An 18,651-nucleotide genomic window follows, 5' to 3' on the forward strand; every position below is an offset into this window, starting at 1 on the left:
TGGTTATCCCGCTGGGGCTGGTGCACATCTTCCTGGTCATCAGCCAGCCTGTCATAGTGGGCGCCTGGTGCACCCTCTGCATTTTGGCTGCGGCCATCATGATACCCATGATTCCGCTGGAGGTGGACGAGGTGATTGCCATGGGGCAGTTCATGAAAAGGAAGGTGAACCAGGGCAAGAGCTTCTGGAAGGTGTTCTGGAAAGGCGGCAATATCGAGAGCGATGCGAAAGACGAAGCCCCTGACATGATGGAATTTCCGCAGAAGCCGGGGCCGGTGTACAGCGCCTCTATCTGGGGAGTGAGCTTTCCGTGGACACTGAGTGTGGCGACGCTGTTGGGTGTGGCGCTGGTGTTTGCTCCAGGATTTTTTGGCGTGGGCATACAGGAAACGGTGGCCGATGTTTTCCACCTGAGCGGCTCGCTCATCGTGGTGGTGTCCGTTATCAGCATGGGAGAGCCGCTGCGCATCTGCCGTTATGGCAATATCTTACTTGGCCTGGCCGTGGCGGTGGCCCCTTGGTTTCTGGATAACAGCTCTACCGGCTTGGGTATAACCGGTGTGGCGCTTGGCCTGGCAGTGGCGGCGCTGGCTTTACCACTGGGTCCCAAGACACAGCGCTATGCTGGATGGGATGAGTACATCAAGTAAAGAGGCGCAGTCAGATGAGAAGAAAGTGCTCTCCGACGGGGAGATCAGGACCAGCTGTCTTCAACACCATTTATGCGCAGAACCTGGAGACAAAGGCAGAGCTGTGTTGCTTGGCAGGAGATGAGGACGAGAGGCATTTTCTGAAGCAGACAAAGAAGACAGGAGGGAGTATGGTTGCATTTTAGAACAGGAGTTGGTTATGCCTTTACTCCCTGATAGTTTCTGCAAGCCTCCTCGCACTCACAACAAATTTCGGCACATCGTCTTCTGCTCTTACTCCTCATGGCTTCCGCAGGTATCGGCGCACCGCCTGCTTACCACTGCACACAGCTCGGTCATGCATTTAGCGAAGGTTGAGCCAGAGGCAACAAAGAAATGGACCGCTACTGACGAGGCACCATGATGGTAGGAAACACACGCAGGTAGACCTGCGCACTTACAGGCAGCTCACCATAATAAGGATGTAGTTCACTGCTGCCCCTGAACACGCTTGCCTGCGCCCCCAGGTGCAGGTTTACTGTGCCCAGCTGCGCCAACTGCCTGTTTGCCCCAACCGTCAATGCCTGTATGCCAAAGAGGGCGTCGTGCCCGAACACACCTTCCTCAAACCCCAGCTCCGCTGCGGATTTCTGCAGCCACTCGTAACGCCCGTAAACGGCGAACCTGTCGTGCTGTAGGTTTGACTCCAGCAACACCGAATGCTCTTTATGGTGTGCATCAACATAATTGTAGCCCCAGTTCAGGGTTGTGGTCAGAAAGCGGTTGCTGCCCCCTAACTGCTTCCCATAAAGTACGGAGGCAGTAGAGCGATACACATCCTCTTCCGGCTCTGCCACCTCCGGGCTTTTCACATAGGCAGTTGACGCTTGCAGACTCCAGCTCGGGCCCGGGTTAAACGTCAAGCGTACTGCACGGGAATCAAAGCGGGGCTTATCAAAGTCATAGCGCTCCTCATCCGGCTCACGGCCTGTAAAGGAGGAGCCTTCTAATTTAAAATTGCGATAACGAACCCCCAATGTAGCCACTCCAAACGTGATGTGGGTGGCATCCTGCCAGTGGTGGCCCAGCGGTGAATCAGGATTGTTCAGCGCCGATGGGCGATGCATAAAGGCAACGTTACTTAAGGCTGGCTCACCAGGGTACCCCAGATAGACAAACACATCAGCCTCCTCTGAAATCATGTGTGTGTAGCCGACAGAGAGTTCACTAAAAAGGTCGTGTGGGTGCTGGCGGTCTATCAGCGGAGAGCCTTCGAAGGTTTCGCCGGTCTGAAAGAGCAGTGGATAACCGTTGCCGCCTACCGTTAGCGGGTCCAGGGAAATCATGCCGCTGATGCGGAAAAGCCCCCTGTCGCCAACAAACCGCTGCCCCATCAGCATGAGCCAATTGGGTGCATCGAACTGGCTGTCGCCCCGGTTGCCGACTTCAAACACATCCTGGTTGTTGTAGCGCAGAAACAGGTTGTAATGTAGCATAAACATCCAATCGCCGCGATGGTACATGTTGCCGTACATCGGCGACTCGTCCGGCAGCCAACCCGTGCCGGAGGCGTTGCGGTTCATGGGCAAATTACGGGAAAAGGCATGCGACATCGGCATCTGCATGTCTCCGTGCTGCATGCCGATCTGGTGCCCCATCTGATGAGTGGTATCCTGCGCCTGCTGCTGGTGCCCCTGGTGCTGCGCTGTAGCCGGAAGAGCCAAAGCGGCTGTAGCCAGGCAGCATAGTAGATTTTTTAGTGTTTTCATAGCTTAGGTTAATACGATGACCGCACGTCTTCGTCTGTGGAGTTCCCGAGAGTGGCAAAAAAAATTATCTCCTGTTCGTATTCAATCTCCTGTTTCGTATTCATATGTTGCATCATCTGCTGCATACATGCCTGGTCCACCATTCCGTTCTCCTGCATGTGCTGCGCCATATTTTGCATCATACTGCTGTGGCGCACCATCATCCGCGACATCAAGTTACAGGCAGCCGTGTCTGTTTCGCATCGGGCCATCATCTGCTGCATCACATCTTCCATTGCCTCCGGACTCTGGTTCATCATCACGCCGTCAGAGCCAATCATTCCATCCATATGCCCCCTGTTCCCCATCATGCCACCCGCAGGGGCATCACGCATCATGGCCATCATTTCTGTACGGTAAGCATCATTGTTCAGGATGGTGGAGTACAGCTTCCAGCTGGTAGAGCACCCCGGCAGCAAGTGGCAGGGCAATAATGTTATAGCCTGTGGCCCAGATAAGGTTCTGAATCATTTTACGGTAAATAGCCTTTCCGAAGAGAATGAGAGAAGCAATTTCCTGCGGATTGCTGTTCATCAGGATAATGTCAGCCGTTTCGGCAGCCACATCCGTGCCTGAGCCTACGGCTATCCCTACATCAGCTTGGGCCAGGGCAGCATCGTTCACTCCGTCTCCCTTATGAATCAGTGTCCGGCAACGGTAACACAGGTGCTGTTATTCTAACCTGGGGTAAGCTGAAGCTAACGCTCCCGGTGATCGGTTAAATTTATTTGTTCCAGAACTACGGGAAAAGCAGCCAGCCTGCGAATCAGCAGAGATTTTGCTGATTCGCAGGCTGGCTAAATTGTTTCAGGCAAAGGGTTCACAGCAATACCTTGCCATTGCTACCCCTGCGCCTGCAGATTGCTGTTAAAGATGTCACGGTGCAGTTTCCACTCTCCGTTTTCACGCTTCCAGATTACGATGTATTTTGACTGGTCAACTTCCTGATCACCCTCTATGTAGAGTGTAGCCCGGCTCATCTCAATAGCGGTGTCTCCATGCTGCTCCACCTCCCCTATCTGAAGCTTTACCGATTTAATTCCCATATTCATCACGGCCTGCCAGAAATCCTTTATCTGCTCCCGGCCCTCTACAGAATCGTGGTTGGGCGGCAACACCATTCCGTTTTCTGTATAGAGCGCTGCCAAACCCGCAGCATTCCCCTGGCGAAAGGCTTCCATAAACTTTTGATTTGCCCGCTCAATTTCGTTGCGGATTTCGGCTGCATTGGCTGTACCCATTGTTGTGTTAGCTTCCATGTTCTATAAAGTTAAATGTTAGAAGATTGGAGTGAAATTGCCGCAGCAGCTGTACTGCATCATGCCACGACCTGGAAATTGCAACGGATATGCAGGGTGTGTACTACCGCAAATGGAATTATACTGGCTTTTATATAACTGTAAAAGAGTAATACTTAATAATATACCTACGCTACTTCATTATAAAAGTATAAAATATACTCCAAATAATAATAATAATAATATAGAACTTAACTTTGCTTCTTCTACTTTCTGCTATAGATTGGATCTTCTAATTTAGATTCAATGCTAAACAAAAACCTAAGCTAGCTATCATGAATAAGCTCAGATGGAGCGCCATCTACGCTGCCATGGCTGCAGGTATCGGCACCGTACTTCTCCTCACCCTGCTTTATTTCTTCTTTTATAAAGATTCAGCTCTGACATTAACCAACTACAGCATGAACAGAAGAAGAAATATTTTAGATGGCCTACGTAACGAGGCTGTTTTTTTAAGAGCATTAGACTGGACAAGCCTCAAATTACAGGAAAAGTGACAGCTGTTGGCTTAGTCCTGGCAGTTGGCCTCCAACTCCAGCAGCGCCGCAGAGTAGCCTAACTGGTAAGCCTTGGATAAGTGCGCACAGGCCGAGTCCGGTTGCTGCTCCAGTTCCGTGCGCCCCAGTAGATAATAGATACGTCCGTTATCTTTGTCCATGGCCAGTGCCCTGCGGTAATCCTGCTCCGACAAATCATAATTTCCCAGCTTATAGTGTCCAAAGCCGCGGTAGGTCAGCGCTGACACAACATCCGAACTGTTGCTGGTATTCTCCAGGTAAACGGATAAGTCAGCAATGGCTGGCTCGTACTTTTTCAGGTAAAAGAGCCTTACCTCCCCCCGCACCAGATATACTCTCCAGAAAGTGCTATCCAACTCAAGCGCCAGTGTAAAATCATATTCTGCCTGCTCGTGCTGTTTCAGTTGCTGATAGCTACGCCCGCGCATATAGTATACCTGCGCGGAAGGCTGCTCCCGCAGTGCAATAACCCTGTTCAAGTCCCGCAATGCTGAGGAGTAATTGTCGAACACATTCAGTTCTATCCTGGCCCTTGCCTCGTAAGCCGCTGCGTTTTCAGGCATAAACTGAATGGCATCTGTCAGCAGGCGGTGCGCACTGCTGTACTTCCCGTCTTCTATATATGTCAGAGCTGTTTTGTACTTATCCTCGCCGGTAATATGGTCCATGGCCACTTTCAGCAGCAGGCTGAAAAACAGCAGGCCTGCCACAAAGGCAAAAGTTATGTACCAGTCTTTGCGTGAGAAGCGGTTATCGTCGCGCTTGATATTGCGGTAGTGGCGTTCAGACACTCCTGCCGGTGGCCGTGAATGGGCGTAGCGTGGGTCCTCATACCGCTGCTGGTACTGCACTACCGAGCGCTGCTGCTGGCGCTGAAACTGCAGGCGCATATCGTACCGGGCGCGTTTGCTGGGGTTAGACAGTGTCTGATAAGCACTGTTCACCAGCTTAAACAGTTCTTCGGCACGCGCGTTTCCTGGGTTCCTGTCCGGGTGGTACTTGAGCGCGAGCCGCTTATAAGCCCCTTTCACTTCTTGCAGAGAAGCTTCCGGTCTTATACCTAAAACGTTATATAGATTGTATTCCAAGCAGGTGTTGAGCTAAGAAAGTCGCTGTTAAATTTACTTAAATCCGGACAAGATATCGCAAAATCCGTACTACACTTTTAACTTCTTATATATTACGTATTTTAACTTAATTATACTTTACGTAAATTTTTGTTTATACCCTCGTATACAGGTAAAGCGTAAAAAAAGCTAAAAGAAACTATGGAAATACAAGACAATGGAACACGGGACCGAAATCCCAACCTCATGGAGAACCTGATGGGGTATATTGACACTCGGATTGACATCATAAAGCTAGAGATACAGGAAAAGTTAAAAGCAGTCTTTGTGAGCACACTGCATTTTGCTCTACTTGGGTTTGTCGCTTTTATGTGCTTTATCTTTGTGAATATTTTTCTGGGCTTATTACTTAACTCCCTGCTAAATAGCACCTTCTGGGGTTTTGGAATTGTAGCACTATTTTACATCATTATTCTGGTGATACTTATAATAGGTCTAGACAAGAAGGCTTTCCAGAGCGTAGCAGATAAATCCTTTGACAACACATTATATAAACCAGACAAAAGAGAACCACACGTATGAGCGAGTTATCCAATCCTTTATTTAACAATGAGCGGGAGTTTTTAGAGCGACAGAAAGAAGAGTATAAAAACGCCCTGATAGGTGACGTTGATCAGATAAAATCCCAGGGGCAGGAATATGGCAAGAAAGCAGCCATGGCTGGCGGGGTTTTACTGGCAGGCTACCTGCTGAAACGCATGATTGGTGGCGGCGCAAGTAAAGTAAAGTCAATGAAGGCGGAGCGAAAGAGGAAGAAGAAAGAGAAGAAGAATGCCATTAAGAGCATGGTTCCCTCGCAAAGTCATGTTGCTGACAGACCATCCTCTACGCCTATCATAGACGCTGATGTTATGCAAAGGCATGTCAAGCATGTACCATCCTCTACGCCTGTTATAGACTACGATTCTTTGATGCATGAGCAGGAGGATGAATACACTATCTCTTCAGAGCGCATGCCCCATGCCGACCACGGCCATACCCTTACTGAAGCAAAAAAAAAGGATAAAACAAAGGTAAAGGGCCAGAAGCGATCCAAGTTAGGCAAGGTGCTCACGCAACAGGCTGTGGCCTTTCTGCTCATATATGCGGGCAAAAAGCTGGAGGAATACATTCACAGTGTCTCTGAAAATAACGATATTGCAGCTAAGCCTGTAGTAGAGGTTACCGAAATAGAGACAACTGAGTATATCGTTCCAGAAGAGAATGCCATTTAACGACCTTCAACAAATACAACCTTCAAAAACAGGCAGGAAGCACTTTGCAGTTTTGCTCGACCCCGACAACCTGACAGAGGCTTCCTGCCTGAACCTTATTGACGTAAGTGCGTCTCACCCTATCGATTTCTTTTTTGTTGGCGGCAGCCTGATTACAACAGATAACCAGGCAGGCATTATCCGGCTCCTGAAAAAGAATACGGCTACGCCCGTTATTCTTTTCCCGAGCAACAGCCAGCATATAGACCAACAGGCAGACGGCATTTTGCTGCTCTCGCTTATCTCTGGCCGTAACCCTGACTTCCTTATAGGGCAGCATGTACTTGCCGCCCCTACTCTTAAGGCCAGCGGGCTGCAGGTTTACCCTACAGGTTATATATTAGTGGATTCCGGCCGCCAGACCACTGCCTCTTATATGAGCGGCACTACACCTATCCCTCATGATAAGCCCGCTATTGCCGCCTGCACTGCCATGGCCGGCGAACTGCTGGGCCTGCGTTACATTTATTTAGATGGCGGCAGCGGCGCCCTTACCCCTGTTGCCCCTGATATGATTATGGCCGTGCGTGAGGCGGTTGATATTCCTATTATTGTGGGTGGCGGCATCAACACGACAACCAGGGCAACAACTGCGCTGGAGGCAGGTGCCGATGTGATTGTGATAGGAAACCACATAGAAAAAAACCCCGGCTTTCTGGCCGAGGTTTCTAATCTTGTCTCTTCGTACAACGTTACCTTAGATGTTCACCGCTGATTCGCGGCGGCGCATCTTACCGGCAGGTATACCGAACATCATCTTAAAGCGACGGCAGAAGTAAGCGGTATCTTTGTAGCCCACTTCCTTACCAATCTCACGGATGCTTTTCTTGGTTGTGCGTAGTAAGAATACGGCACGCTCCATACGCTGGTACTCAATGTAATCTTGTGGGTTAATGCCCGTCAGCATCTTGAAATACTGGCCTACATAGTCCTCCGATACATTTGCTACGTTAGAAAGCACCTTGTTTGACAAGTCGCCACCAATGTTCTCCTTAATGTAGTTGAACAGGTCGATGAGGCGTGGATCTTTAAAGTAGGTGCTGTTTGTAGCCAGTTGCTCCACGAACATTCTGTTACGCAGGATGTGGCGCACAATCTCCACCACTATCTGCTCTGTATACAGATTGATCAGGCGCTCTTTACCCGGCAATTCCTGCATGCTCTCCTCCACCACTTTGATGACCAAGTTGGCCAGCTTGCTGTTGTTAGAGATTAGGAACGCTGGCAGATCCAGAGAAGCAAAGAAGTTAACAGAGTCGAATACTTTCGCTTCAAAACTCACATAACTGTGGCTCTCTTCTGCATCACCTATCAAATCAAGATCGTTGTTGCTTTTAAAGAACTTTTCCCTGTTTGTGATCAGGTCATCGTTTGTGATGGACTTTCCTTCACCCGATGGGCCATAAGTAACTTTTGTGCTTCGGCCGCCCGGAATAAATAGAAGTTCCCCTTCTTCTACTAACTGCTCCTCGTTGCCAAAAAAGATGCTGCCCTTATGGAGCAGAATCAAATTGTTACCTACATCATAGTAATTGCGCACCGTGAACGGCTGCTGCAACACCAGATTCTTAGCTTTAATGAATCGCACCCCAAGCGACTCAATAATCTTATTGTAATCTTCCATGTATGTTTACCAACTAGCTTTTATACTGTTATCCCTTTATTTTGGCCTAAAGCTAAGATTATTCTTTATAAAATTCAAAAAAAATTAAAAATTAAATTTTAATTAGAAAAACTATATCTAAAGCACAAACAGCAGATAAACAGCTATTTAAGACATTTATTGCTTCAGTAATTCTCTCGAAATTACTATTTTTTGTATCTCCGAGGTACCCTCGTAAATTTGTGTGATTTTAGCATCGCGCATTAAACGCTCCACATGGTACTCTTTTACGAAGCCGTAACCGCCATGCACCTGCACTGCCTCCACTGTAGTTTCCATGGCCACTTTTGAGGCAAACAGCTTCGCCATAGCACCGGATTTAGTATAATCCTGATGGGTGTCTTTGTCGTAAGCTGCCTGCAGGCATAGCAGACGGGCAGCTTCAATATTCGTCGCCATCTCCGCCAGCTTAAACTGAATTGCCTGGTGCTTTGCGATCTCCACTCCAAAGGCTTTGCGCTCCTGCGCATATTTAACAGCCAGTTCGTAGGCTCCTGACGCAATGCCCAGCGCCTGCGCGGCAATACCAATGCGGCCACCAGCCAATGTTGCCATTGCAAACTTAAACCCGAAGCCGTCTTCACCAATGCGGTTTTCCTTTGGCACCTTCACATCTGTAAACATTAACGAATGCGTATCAGAGCCTCGTATACCTAGCTTGTTTTCTTTCGGGCCAACCACAAAACCTTCCATGTCACGCTCCACTATCAAAGCGTTGATGCCACGGTGTTTCTTCTCTGGATTAGTCTGCGCCATCACAACATACACAGAAGCAGTGCTGCCGTTAGTGATCCAGTTTTTGGTGCCATTCAGCAGGTAATAATCTCCTTTGTCTTCGGCAGTGGTGCGCTGTGAAGTGGCATCGGAACCGGCTTCTGGCTCTGACAGGCAAAAAGCACCTATTACTTCACCAGTGGCGAGCTTTGTCAGGTACTTCTGCTTTTGTTCTTCAGTGCCATACGTTTCGAGGCCCCAGCAAACAAGCGAATTATTTACTGACATGACAACAGAGGCAGAAGCATCTATTTTCGAAATCTCCTCCATGGCCAGTATATAAGACACAGCATCCATACCGCCACCGCCGTATTTCGGGTCCACCATCATTCCCAAGAAACCAAGCTCACCCATTTTCTTAACCTGCTCAGTAGGAAACTTCTGATGCTCATCGCGCTCGATTACGCCAGGCAGAAGTTCCGTTTGGGCGAAATCCCGGGCGGCAGCCTGTACTGCCAATTGTTCTTCCGTAAATTGAAAATTCATTCTTGATTTATCTATAAAATTTTTCTATGAAACCTTATCTGGTACAAAACTAAGAATTCGGTGGCATTTATTAAACTCTAAATTCTACTTATTATTATGCAATACCCTGTGTCTGTTACTTATTTTAGCCATTCAGGTTCTGTTTTTTCCTAAAAACAAAGCGCCACCTATACATAAAGTACAAGTAGCGCTTCACAATCAGGCAGATTGAAAAATATTTAGTCGCGGCGGCCCATCAACAGCGACACGTAGTATAGCAAGGTAGCCAAAGAACCCAGCGCCGCTACCACGTAAGTAAGGGCAGCCCATTTCAGCGCATCTTTTGCCATGCCATGCTCCTGCGCAGTTACTACACCTCTCCTGTCAATCCAGGCAAGGGCGCGCTTACTGGCGTCAAATTCAACCGGCAGCGTTACAAAACTGAATATGGTTGTTAAACCGAACAGCGCTACACCAATGGCCAAAGGCACGGGCGTTGTCTGCAACATCAGGATACCGATCAGGATAATCCACTGCATATAGCGGGAAGCGATGCTAAGTGCCGGCACCATAGCCGAGCGGAACTTCAGGAAGGTATATGCCTTGGCATGCTGCACAGCGTGGCCGCACTCGTGCGCCGCTACCGCCGCTGCCGCTGCACTGCGTGCCTCAAACACATACTCGCTCAGGTTTACCGTCTTGTCCTGAGGGTTATAATGGTCCGTCAGGCGGCCCGCTACAGATATCACGCGTACATCCGTAATACCATTGTCCGCCAGCATCATTTCTGCTATCTCGCGGCCACTCAGGCCAGAGCTAAGAGGCGTCTGGGAATATTCCTTAAACTTGCTTTTTAATCTATAGCTCACCCCCATGCTCACGAGCATGAAAACGATACCAATAAAATATATACCTATCATGTTTTTATTTTAACCTTATGATTGATTTAACTGCTTCTCTATTTTCTTAACGATATTTGTGGTAGAGTAGCCTTTTACAAGTGGCACTGTTTTCACTTCGCCACCCCGGGCCAGCACTACCTCATGGCCTACAATATTTTCTATGGTATAGTCATCTCCTTTTACTAATATATCCGGCTGTACCGCCTCTATTAGCTCCTGAGGCGTGTTTTCATCGAACAGCACTACAGCATCTATAAACAAAAGGGATGCCATAATTCTGGCCCGTGACATTTCGTCCTGCAAGGGCCGGTTTGGACCTTTTATACGGCTGATAGAGGCATCGGTATTTAAGCCCAGCACCAGTTTGTCGCCAAGTTGGCTGGCTTTCTCGAGGTAGTCGACGTGGCCGAGGTGGAGCAGGTCAAAGCAGCCGTTCGTGAAAACAATTTTTTGGCCCTGCCTGCGCCAGGCATTTACCTGCTCCTGCAGTTGCGGAAGTGTGAAGATCTTATCTGTTGAGTTCATGGGGTTCTGCTTTTGTTCTGACAGGATGCATACGCGCGCTTCTTCGCTTACGTAACATGCTCCCCATAAAACTAAGCACTCCCATTAAAACAACCAAAAGTGTTTGCGATGTGTGCGCCAGCAAGGCATAGGCCATACCCGCTTCTTTAGGCACTCCGTACAGCAGCAGCGTAGCCTGCACCAGCAAATGATACACCCCTATGCCGCCCTGCACCGGCGCTGCCATACCCAGGCTACCTACCACCAGCACTGAAAGGCCAGCCCCCCATGATAACCCGGAGGTAGCAGGCAGAGCATAGAAGACTACTAAGCTCATACCATAATACAGCACCCACACAAAAACAGTATGCATCCAGAAGGCGGCTTGGTTTTCCAGCTTCGTTATACTGAAAACGCCCTTCAACATGCCTTTTACAAAGTCAACTGCCTTCCGGAAGTAGGTATTTTTACGCAGGCGGTTCAGGTAGCGCAGCCCGATAACCAGCAGCATCACCGCTAAGCCCAGCAGCACCCAGAACAGCCAGTACAGGGAGCTCATGCTTTGCTCCATGTTACTGTACTTATCCGAAACAAGACTCAGGAAAAAAGCCTGGATGCGGCCAAACTCTATCAGAAAGGTCAACCCTATGGCCATCAGCAGCATGACCATATCAATAATACGCTCCGCTATAACGGTACCGAAACCTGTGTTCACGGGCACTCCGTCTGTGCGCCTGAGCACGCTGCAGCGCACTACCTCCCCCATGCGGGGCAGCACGAGGTTCGCAATATAGCCAATCATCATGGCGCTGTAGGTATTGCGCACCGATGGGTGATAACCGGTAGGTTTAATTTGCATCTGCCAGCGGATGGCGCGGCTCAGATAGGCCAGCACGCCCATTACCAGCGACAGCAGCACCCAGCCATAGTCAGCGTTGAGGAACTCCTCCCACATTTTCTCAAAGTCCAGTTCTTTGAGCGCATACCACATTAAAAAGGCGGATACGCTCAGCAGTAACACTGGCTTCAGAACAGAGAGCAGTTTCTTCATAAAAGAATGTTTTTTATACCAGGCGGTTGTGCTGGTCCGGGAACACGAGGGTCGGGGTATGGCTTTTCGCGTCTTCAAACTTAATGCTGCAGTAAGAGATAATGATAACAATATCGCCTACCTGCACTTTACGCGCCGCAGGGCCATTCAGGCAAACGGTGCCGGTACTACGCTCTCCCTTTATCACGTAAGTTTCAAAACGCTCGCCGTTGTTAATGTTAACTATCTGCACTTTCTCATTCTCCACCACATTGGCCGCATCCATCAGGTCTTCATCAATGGTGATGCTTCCTACATAATGCAGCTCGGCCTGAGTTACCTTGCAACGGTGAATTTTAGATTTTAAAACCTCAATATACATGGTGTTTTTCTGTAATGAGCCGCAAAGTTAGATAATTGGCCTCAGATTAACTATCAAAGCCCTAAGTGCCCGTTGCGCCTCCATGGTTAAACAACCTGTACTTCGTTTAAATTCACCAGAATGTTATCTATAAGGCGCACAGGTCCTACAACAGCCGCAATACAGAGCGCCACTTCCTGCACATTAGTCACATCCTCCACAGGTTGCAGCGTGGAGGGATCAGCGATTTCGAAATATTCCAGCTCTACTCCCTCCACGCTTTCGAGGTACGCAGCCACCGTTGCTTTTATAACTGCCACGGGCTGCTTTCGAAGCTGCGCTTCGGCTAGTTTAAGGCCTTTATATAAGCTCGGAGCAATCTGCCGCTGCTCCTCGTTCAGGCGGGTGTTTCTGGATGACATGGCCAAACCGTCCTCTTCACGCACGGTGGGGTAGCAGACCAGTTCAAGGTCAAAACTAAGCGTGTGTACCAACTGCCGCACAATCGCCACCTGCTGCAGGTCTTTCTGCCCGAAGTAGGCGCGGTGCGGCTGCACCAGGTGAAACAGCTTGCTTACAATAGTGGCCACCCCATTGAAATGCCCCGGCCGGCGCTCTCCTTCCATCACATCCTCAAGCGCTCCGAAACTAAACTGCAGCAGCGGCTGTTGTTGTGGATATACCTCCTCCGGGCTCGGGGCGAAAAGAACATCGCAGCCAACTGTTTTCAGCAGTTCGGTGTCCTGGTCCAGGGTACGGGGGTATAGTTTATAATCGTCCGGGTTATTGAATTGTGTAGGATTAACAAAAATACTGCAGATCGTGACATCGTTTTCCTGAGCGGAGGCTTGAAGCAGCTGCAGGTGCCCCTCGTGCAGGGCACCCATGGTAGGTACAAAGCCAATGCTTTTGCCGCCACAGCGAAATGCCTGCACCCGCTGCCGGATGGTACTAACCTGCTTTATAACTTCCATGTCGGTCCTATTCATATTTGGGATTGGTAAAAGCCGGCAAAAGTAAGTTATAACGTTTAAAATTGAAAATTAGAATAAAATTTACTAATTTTGCACGTCCCATTACTGTTGCTTTTTAAATTTTAACCCCATATCCATGTCTAAATTGCGAATCTTATACGCCGCCACCGAAATGAATCCCTTCTTACAAACCACTAAAGTAGCTGAATTTCTTCAGACGCTACCACAGGGAATGCAGGAACGAGGAATGGAGATACGCATTTTTGTGCCACGGTTTGGCCTGATCAATGAGCGCAAGAATCGGTTACATGAAGTGGTACGTCTTTCCGGCATCAACATCGCTGTCGGCGATGATGAGAAACCGCTGGTTATTAAGGTAGCTTCTATCCCCAATGCAAAGCTACAGGTTTATTTTATCGACAACGAAGATTATTTCCACAGAAAGTCTGTGTTTGTTGACAAAAACAACAAATTCCACGCTGACAACGATGAGCGTGCTATCTTCTTCTGCAAAGGTGTATTAGAAACTGTAAAGAAACTGGGTTGGGCACCAGACATCGTACATTGCAACGACTGGATGACAGGTTTGATCCCGATGTACCTGAAAACGACTTACAAGAAGGATCCTATTTTCAAAGATGCCAAGTCGATGTTCACCGTGTATAACCATAACTATACACAGAAGTTTGACGAGGGCTTTCTGGATAAGGTGAAGATGATGGATATTGACGACAGTATGCTTACAGAACTACAATCAGCTGATTGTGATGGCTTTGTGAAGTGTGGCATGAAGTACGCTGATGCTGTTATTAAAACCAACGAAGACTTTGGTGACAGCATTAATGCCATATTTACTGAGTTCAAGAAAACAAAAAGTATCAGCACGGTTAAGCCCGATGACACACTCCTGGACTCATACTATGAACTTTACAACCAGCTAGGCCAGTAACTTTATAAATTAATGGTTCGTACTTTTTATTAAAGTTGACCTAAATACATATATAAAAATTCTAATAAATAGGTACCTTTGTGGTACCTATTATATTTTATACCAAACTTAAATTATGTGTGGAATTGTAGCATACGTTGGGCATAGAGAAGCTTGCCCGATTATTATAAAAGGGCTGAAGCGGCTGGAGTACAGGGGCTATGACAGCGCAGGTGTTGCGTTGATGAACGGCGCCCTGAATATATATAAGAAAAAAGGAAAGGTAGCTGACCTTGAGGCTGCTATCTCAGAAGAAGATACACACGGACACATTGGCATGGGCCATACCCGTTGGGCTACCCACGGAGAGCCAAACGATGAAAATGCCCACCCGCACTATTCCACATCCAAGGGCATTGCCATTATCCATAATGGTATTATAGAAAACTATGCTTCGCTGAAGCAACTCCTGATCCAGAAAGGCCATACGTTCCACTCTGAAACAGACTCAGAGGTATTCATTAACCTGATTGAGGATATCTTCCAGAACAACGATTGCTCTCTACCGGAAGCAGTCCGACTGGCCATGCACGAAGTAGTAGGCGCTTATGCCATTGTTGTGCTTTCCAAAGAAAGCCCTAACCAGCTGATTGCCGCCCGTAAGGGTAGCCCACTGGTTGTAGGTGTTGGCAAGGGAGAATATTTCCTTGCTTCTGATGCCACCCCTATCATTGAGTATACTAACGAGGTGGTATACCTGAACGACTACGAATTGGCTGTTATAAAAGACGGTGAGCTGGATATTCGGACAAAAGAGGACGTGAAGCAAACCCCTTATGTACAGACCCTGGAGATGGCTTTGGAGTCTATCGAGAAGGGCGGCTATGAGCACTTCATGCTGAAGGAGATTTTTGAGCAGCCGCGCTCTATCCTGGACAGCATGCGTGGCCGTATGATTGCAGAGAGCGACCACCTCATGATGAGCGGTATCCGTGAGTATGAGAATAAGTTCGTGAATGCAAAGCGTATCATCATTGTAGCCTGTGGTACATCATGGCACGCCGGACTGGTAGCAGAATACCTGATTGAAGACTTTGCCCGCATTCCTGTGGAGGTAGAGTATGCTTCAGAATTCCGTTACAGAAATCCAATCATCACAGAAGATGATATTGTTGTTGCCATTTCTCAGTCTGGTGAGACTGCGGATACACTGGCTGCCATTGAGTTGGCAAAATCCAAGGGAGCTACCATATTCGGTATCTGTAATGTGGTGGGCTCGTCTATTGCCCGTGCCACAGATGCCGGTGCTTATACACACGCAGGCCCTGAAATTGGTGTTGCCAGTACAAAGGCCTTTACCGCTCAGGTAACGGTACTGGCACTCATCGCGATGATTATCGGCAGCAAGCGCGGAACACTGGAGGAAACCAAACTTCGCCAGCTAATGGTAGAGCTGGAGACCATTCCGGCAAAAGTAGAGAAATGCCTGCTGTTGGATGATCAAATCAAGGAAATCTCCGCCAAATATAAAGATGCAACGAACTTCATCTATCTTGGCCGTGGCTATAACTATCCTGTAGCACTGGAAGGTGCGCTGAAGCTGAAAGAGATTTCTTATATCCATGCAGAGGGTTATCCGGCAGCAGAGATGAAGCACGGCCCAATCGCCCTCATAGATGAGCAGATGCCAGTGGTAGTTATCGCCACAAAGGACAGTTCGTATGAGAAAGTAGTGTCGAACGTGCAGGAGGTGCGCGCACGTAAAGGCAAAGTAATAGCTGTGGTAACAGAGGGAGACACTACTATACCGTCTATGGCGGATTATGTGATTGAAATACCAGAGACCAGCGAGCACCTGATGCCATTGCTGTCTGTTATTCCATTACAGTTACTCTCCTACCACATTGCGGTAATGCGCGGCTGCAATGTAGATCAGCCCCGTAACTTAGCTAAGTCTGTAACAGTAGAATAATACCTGCCTTTCCAATAAACAAAAGAGGGAGCCAGCACTGGCTTCCTCTTTTGTTTTATATCAACCTAAAACTGCTCTCCTTTCAGGTACTTCGTCCTCAGCAGCGGACAGATTTTGTAGCGGTCGTCTTTCGTGTCTTCGTATACTGCCTGCAGCACCTCATATACGTTTGCTATACCCATCTCATTTGCCCATTCAAAAGGACCCTTCGGATAATTTGTGCCCAATTTCATACCCTGATTTATATCTGCTATGCTGGCTGTCTCCTCCTGCAGGGTAAAGCAGGCCTCGTTGATGATCATGCAGATCATGCGCGGCGTCACCATGCCTACCCTGTCATCCACCAGCAGGTACTCGGTACCTAATGCAGCACAAATGTATTTTAACTTTTCTTCATGCTCCGGTTTCAACAGGCTTACTTCCAGCACAGGCCGGTTGAGTAAAGTTGGCAGGCCGTTCATACCTATCAAAGTACAGGGTTCTTCTAATTCAGCCTCCTTTACCAGCGCCGCCAGTTGCACTGTGGCGGCATTACAGAAAACCACCTGCTCCGGCGCATAGTGGCTCAGGCGCTTTGGCTGCCTGTGCAGCAGAAAGTCAAATATTATATCTGTTGGCCGCAGTTGCTCACCCTGCTGGTTATGGTGGTGCAAAAAGGAAAAGCTTATTTCTTTATTCCCCTCCGGGAACTTCTGCTTAAACTCTTCGGCCACTTCCGGACCCGATAAAACAACTATGTGCATAAAATTTCAGTACTTTTGATAGTAAAGATACAATATAAAACGAATCCGTCTATGGCACACAGCATCATCACCTCTCCTCAGGCACCTGCTCCTATTGGCCCTTACAGCCAGGCAACCATGGCAAATGGCACACTATACGTATCAGGCCAGATAGCGCTTGACCAGGCTAGCGGGAACCTGATCAACGACAGTATTGAAAATGAAACACACCAGGTTATGAAAAACCTGAGCGCTATCCTACAGCAAGCGGGCATGGGCTTTGAGAATGTATTAAAGTGCTCCATTTTTGTAAAGGACCTGAACAACTTTGGCCGCATCAACGAAACCTACGGCAGCTATTTCACCAGCAACCCGCCCGCCCGCGAGACCGTGGAAGTAAGCCGCCTCCCAAAAGATGTTAACGTAGAGATTTCCTGCATCGCAGCCAAATAGCGTGTTTGCAGGCACCAAAATTTAATCTTCGACAAACGCTACACAAATGCTTTGACGAAGGACAAAGGATACAGGACAAAGGAAAACATCAGAACCTTTATTTGTCTTTCTTCCTTTGTCCTCCGTCTTTTGTAAGGTTCTGCCTTTCCCTCAGATATTCGCTCCCTGAGAGGCTGCTCCTTCGTCTCTTTCTTCAGCAGCTTTCCTCTCCTGCTCCCCATATATATCTTCTTCAGCCACACTTGGATCGGCATTAACGGCTGAGTTCCCTACCTCTACCTGCCGCCGGATGACACGCACCGCATAATCTGCAGGATAAATATTAAAGCCATACTTTCGGGAGTACACAAACGTAAACACTGCACCAAAAAAGATAATCTGGGAATTAAAGAATACCCAGGTAAGTATAACAACCACAGAACCTGCAGCTCCATATACTGAGCCTACGTCGTTTGTGCCCAGGTAAAACCCGATCAACCCCCGGAAAGCAACAAACAGTAACGCTGTCACCAGCGCCCCTACCCATACATCGCGCCATTTTATTTTAGCATCGGGCAAGAACTTATAGATACAGGCAAACAGGAAAGACATGAGCAGCAGTACAGAGGCGAAGTTTGCAAAATGCAGCACATATATAACCCAACTGGAGAAGCGCGCCGTCAGGAAGTCGCCTATGGCTACCAATACCGCGTTTACCAACAGCGAGAGCAGCAGAATTACGGCAATGATCAGAATCATACCGAAGGAAAGAAACCTATCGAGGATCAGCTTCACATAGCCCCGCTTGGGCTTAGGCTTCACGTACCATATCTCATTCAATGAGTCCTGGAGCGAGATAAAAACACCCGTGGCCGCAATAAAGAGTGCAACAACACCTGCTATTGCAGCCAGGGTTATGTTCGAAAACTCATTTACGTTTTCCACCATCTTCTGCACCGAGTAAGCCCCCTCTGCACCGATAACTTCCTTGATTTGATAGTATATCTCTCCGGATACTGCCTGTTCCCCAAAGAAGTACCCTCCTGCGCTGATGATGATGATGAGCATGGGCGGCAATGCGAAAATAGTATAGTAGGCCAACGCAGCACCCTTCTGCCAGGAGTTGTTATCAATAAACTCTGACGAAGTCTCCTTTAACAGCCCCCATACTATATTAAGCCGGTTTTTTACCATGGCACAATTTAGGATTCTTTACTAAGCAAATACGGAAATATCTGATTATGTTTATAATCGATTAATTATCAGCACCCTTGCTTGCTTTTGGCTCCGC

Annotated in this window: 21 protein-coding genes and 1 pseudogene; 8 read left to right on the forward strand and 14 right to left on the reverse strand. The window is 48.2% G+C overall.

Annotation, left to right across the window (positions count from 1 at the left end):
- Positions 1-650, forward strand: a 650-nt coding sequence (locus DXT99_RS27060; protein WP_449577987.1) for an SPW repeat domain-containing protein, incomplete at its 5' end; no start/stop codon positions are given.
- 383 nt (positions 651-1,033) lie between these two features.
- Here the strand turns inward: DXT99_RS27060 and DXT99_RS14385 are convergent.
- The 4 genes and pseudogenes from DXT99_RS14385 to DXT99_RS14400 form a co-directional block, all read right to left on the reverse strand.
- Positions 1,034-2,398: a hypothetical protein gene (locus DXT99_RS14385; protein ID WP_115566274.1), complete on the reverse strand. Its 1,365-nt coding sequence runs from the start codon at positions 2,396-2,398 to the stop codon at positions 1,034-1,036.
- Positions 2,399-2,406: 8 nt separating this feature from the next.
- Entirely contained in the window at positions 2,407-2,856 is a 450-nt protein-coding gene (locus DXT99_RS14390) for a hypothetical protein (protein WP_181885135.1), read from the reverse strand.
- Positions 2,819-3,070: pseudogene (locus DXT99_RS14395) on the reverse strand (heavy metal translocating P-type ATPase); the annotation flags it as partial. The gene DXT99_RS14390 and the pseudogene DXT99_RS14395, both read right to left, overlap by 38 nt.
- 209 nt (positions 3,071-3,279) lie before the next feature.
- Positions 3,280-3,696 (reverse strand): YybH family protein, encoded by a 417-nt coding sequence (locus DXT99_RS14400; protein ID WP_220273395.1) that lies wholly within the window; start codon positions 3,694-3,696, stop codon positions 3,280-3,282.
- A 314-nt stretch (positions 3,697-4,010) separates the two neighbouring features.
- Between DXT99_RS14400 and DXT99_RS14405 the strand changes: the two genes are divergently transcribed.
- The gene (locus tag DXT99_RS14405) at positions 4,011-4,232 is read left to right on the forward strand and encodes a hypothetical protein (RefSeq protein ID WP_115566276.1); all 222 of its coding nucleotides are present in this window, start codon (positions 4,011-4,013) and stop codon (positions 4,230-4,232) included.
- 11 nt (positions 4,233-4,243) lie between these two features.
- Here the strand turns inward: DXT99_RS14405 and DXT99_RS14410 are convergent, their stop codons facing one another.
- Entirely contained in the window at positions 4,244-5,341 is a 1,098-nt protein-coding gene (locus DXT99_RS14410; RefSeq protein WP_115566277.1) for a J domain-containing protein, read from the reverse strand.
- A 180-nt stretch (positions 5,342-5,521) separates the two neighbouring features.
- Between DXT99_RS14410 and DXT99_RS14415 the strand changes: the two genes are divergently transcribed.
- From DXT99_RS14415 to DXT99_RS14425, 3 genes are read left to right on the forward strand one after another with little or no spacing between them, the layout of a single operon-like run.
- Complete coding sequence (locus DXT99_RS14415; protein WP_115566278.1) at positions 5,522-5,902, forward strand: phage holin family protein; 381 nt, start codon at positions 5,522-5,524, stop codon at positions 5,900-5,902.
- Entirely contained in the window at positions 5,899-6,594 is a 696-nt protein-coding gene (locus DXT99_RS14420) for a hypothetical protein (RefSeq protein WP_115566279.1), read from the forward strand. The genes DXT99_RS14415 and DXT99_RS14420 overlap by 4 nt, the downstream gene beginning before the upstream one ends.
- Positions 6,584-7,348, forward strand: a complete 765-nt coding sequence (locus DXT99_RS14425) for a geranylgeranylglyceryl/heptaprenylglyceryl phosphate synthase (RefSeq protein ID WP_115566280.1) — start codon at positions 6,584-6,586, stop codon at positions 7,346-7,348. Before DXT99_RS14420 ends, DXT99_RS14425 begins: the two co-directional genes overlap by 11 nt.
- On the opposite strand, the gene DXT99_RS14430 is transcribed toward DXT99_RS14425, so the two are convergent.
- The 7 genes from DXT99_RS14430 to panC form a co-directional block, all read right to left on the reverse strand.
- Positions 7,331-8,257, reverse strand: coding sequence for an AraC family transcriptional regulator (locus DXT99_RS14430; RefSeq protein ID WP_115566281.1), 927 nt, complete (start codon positions 8,255-8,257; stop codon positions 7,331-7,333). The two genes, DXT99_RS14425 and DXT99_RS14430, sit on opposite strands and share 18 nt — an antisense overlap.
- Positions 8,258-8,413: 156 nt before the next feature.
- Complete coding sequence (locus DXT99_RS14435) at positions 8,414-9,556, reverse strand: acyl-CoA dehydrogenase (protein ID WP_115566282.1); 1,143 nt, start codon at positions 9,554-9,556, stop codon at positions 8,414-8,416.
- Positions 9,557-9,774: 218 nt separating this feature from the next.
- Positions 9,775-10,455 carry a zinc metallopeptidase gene (locus tag DXT99_RS14440; RefSeq protein WP_115566283.1) on the reverse strand — a complete coding sequence of 227 codons (681 nt, stop codon included), beginning with the start codon at positions 10,453-10,455 and terminating at the stop codon, positions 9,775-9,777.
- A 15-nt stretch (positions 10,456-10,470) separates the two neighbouring features.
- The gene (rfaE2, locus tag DXT99_RS14445; RefSeq protein WP_115566284.1) at positions 10,471-10,962 is read right to left on the reverse strand and encodes a D-glycero-beta-D-manno-heptose 1-phosphate adenylyltransferase; all 492 of its coding nucleotides are present in this window, start codon (positions 10,960-10,962) and stop codon (positions 10,471-10,473) included.
- On the reverse strand, positions 10,946-11,992 hold the full coding sequence (locus DXT99_RS14450) for a lysylphosphatidylglycerol synthase transmembrane domain-containing protein (protein ID WP_115566285.1): 1,047 nt from the start codon (positions 11,990-11,992) through the stop codon (positions 10,946-10,948). The genes rfaE2 and DXT99_RS14450 overlap by 17 nt, the downstream gene beginning before the upstream one ends.
- 13 nt (positions 11,993-12,005) lie before the next feature.
- Entirely contained in the window at positions 12,006-12,353 is a 348-nt protein-coding gene (gene panD, locus DXT99_RS14455) for an aspartate 1-decarboxylase (RefSeq protein ID WP_115566286.1), read from the reverse strand.
- Between the two features lie 86 nt (positions 12,354-12,439).
- On the reverse strand, positions 12,440-13,321 hold the full coding sequence (gene panC / locus DXT99_RS14460; RefSeq protein WP_246000738.1) for a pantoate--beta-alanine ligase: 882 nt from the start codon (positions 13,319-13,321) through the stop codon (positions 12,440-12,442).
- A 121-nt stretch (positions 13,322-13,442) separates the two neighbouring features.
- On the opposite strand from panC, the gene DXT99_RS14465 reads away from it, so the two are divergent.
- Positions 13,443-14,255: a glycogen/starch synthase gene (locus DXT99_RS14465; RefSeq protein WP_115566287.1), complete on the forward strand. Its 813-nt coding sequence runs from the start codon at positions 13,443-13,445 to the stop codon at positions 14,253-14,255.
- Positions 14,256-14,370: 115 nt separating this feature from the next.
- Positions 14,371-16,206, forward strand: coding sequence for a glutamine--fructose-6-phosphate transaminase (isomerizing) (gene glmS, locus DXT99_RS14470; protein ID WP_115566288.1), 1,836 nt, complete (start codon positions 14,371-14,373; stop codon positions 16,204-16,206).
- A 65-nt stretch (positions 16,207-16,271) separates the two neighbouring features.
- Here glmS and DXT99_RS14475 read toward each other — a convergent pair whose 3' ends face one another.
- Positions 16,272-16,949, reverse strand: coding sequence for a 3-hydroxyacyl-CoA dehydrogenase family protein (locus tag DXT99_RS14475; protein ID WP_115566289.1), 678 nt, complete (start codon positions 16,947-16,949; stop codon positions 16,272-16,274).
- Positions 16,950-17,000: 51 nt separating this feature from the next.
- Between DXT99_RS14475 and DXT99_RS14480 the strand changes: the two genes are divergently transcribed.
- Positions 17,001-17,381, forward strand: a complete 381-nt coding sequence (locus DXT99_RS14480) for a RidA family protein (RefSeq protein WP_115566290.1) — start codon at positions 17,001-17,003, stop codon at positions 17,379-17,381.
- 150 nt (positions 17,382-17,531) lie between these two features.
- Here the strand turns inward: DXT99_RS14480 and DXT99_RS14485 are convergent, their stop codons facing one another.
- Positions 17,532-18,554: a YihY/virulence factor BrkB family protein gene (locus DXT99_RS14485; RefSeq protein ID WP_115566291.1), complete on the reverse strand. Its 1,023-nt coding sequence runs from the start codon at positions 18,552-18,554 to the stop codon at positions 17,532-17,534.
- Positions 18,555-18,651: the final 97 nt, after the last annotated feature.

Source organism: Pontibacter diazotrophicus (assembly GCF_003367245.1).
In the GTDB taxonomy this organism is placed as follows: Bacteria; Bacteroidota; Bacteroidia; order Cytophagales; family Hymenobacteraceae; genus Pontibacter; species Pontibacter diazotrophicus.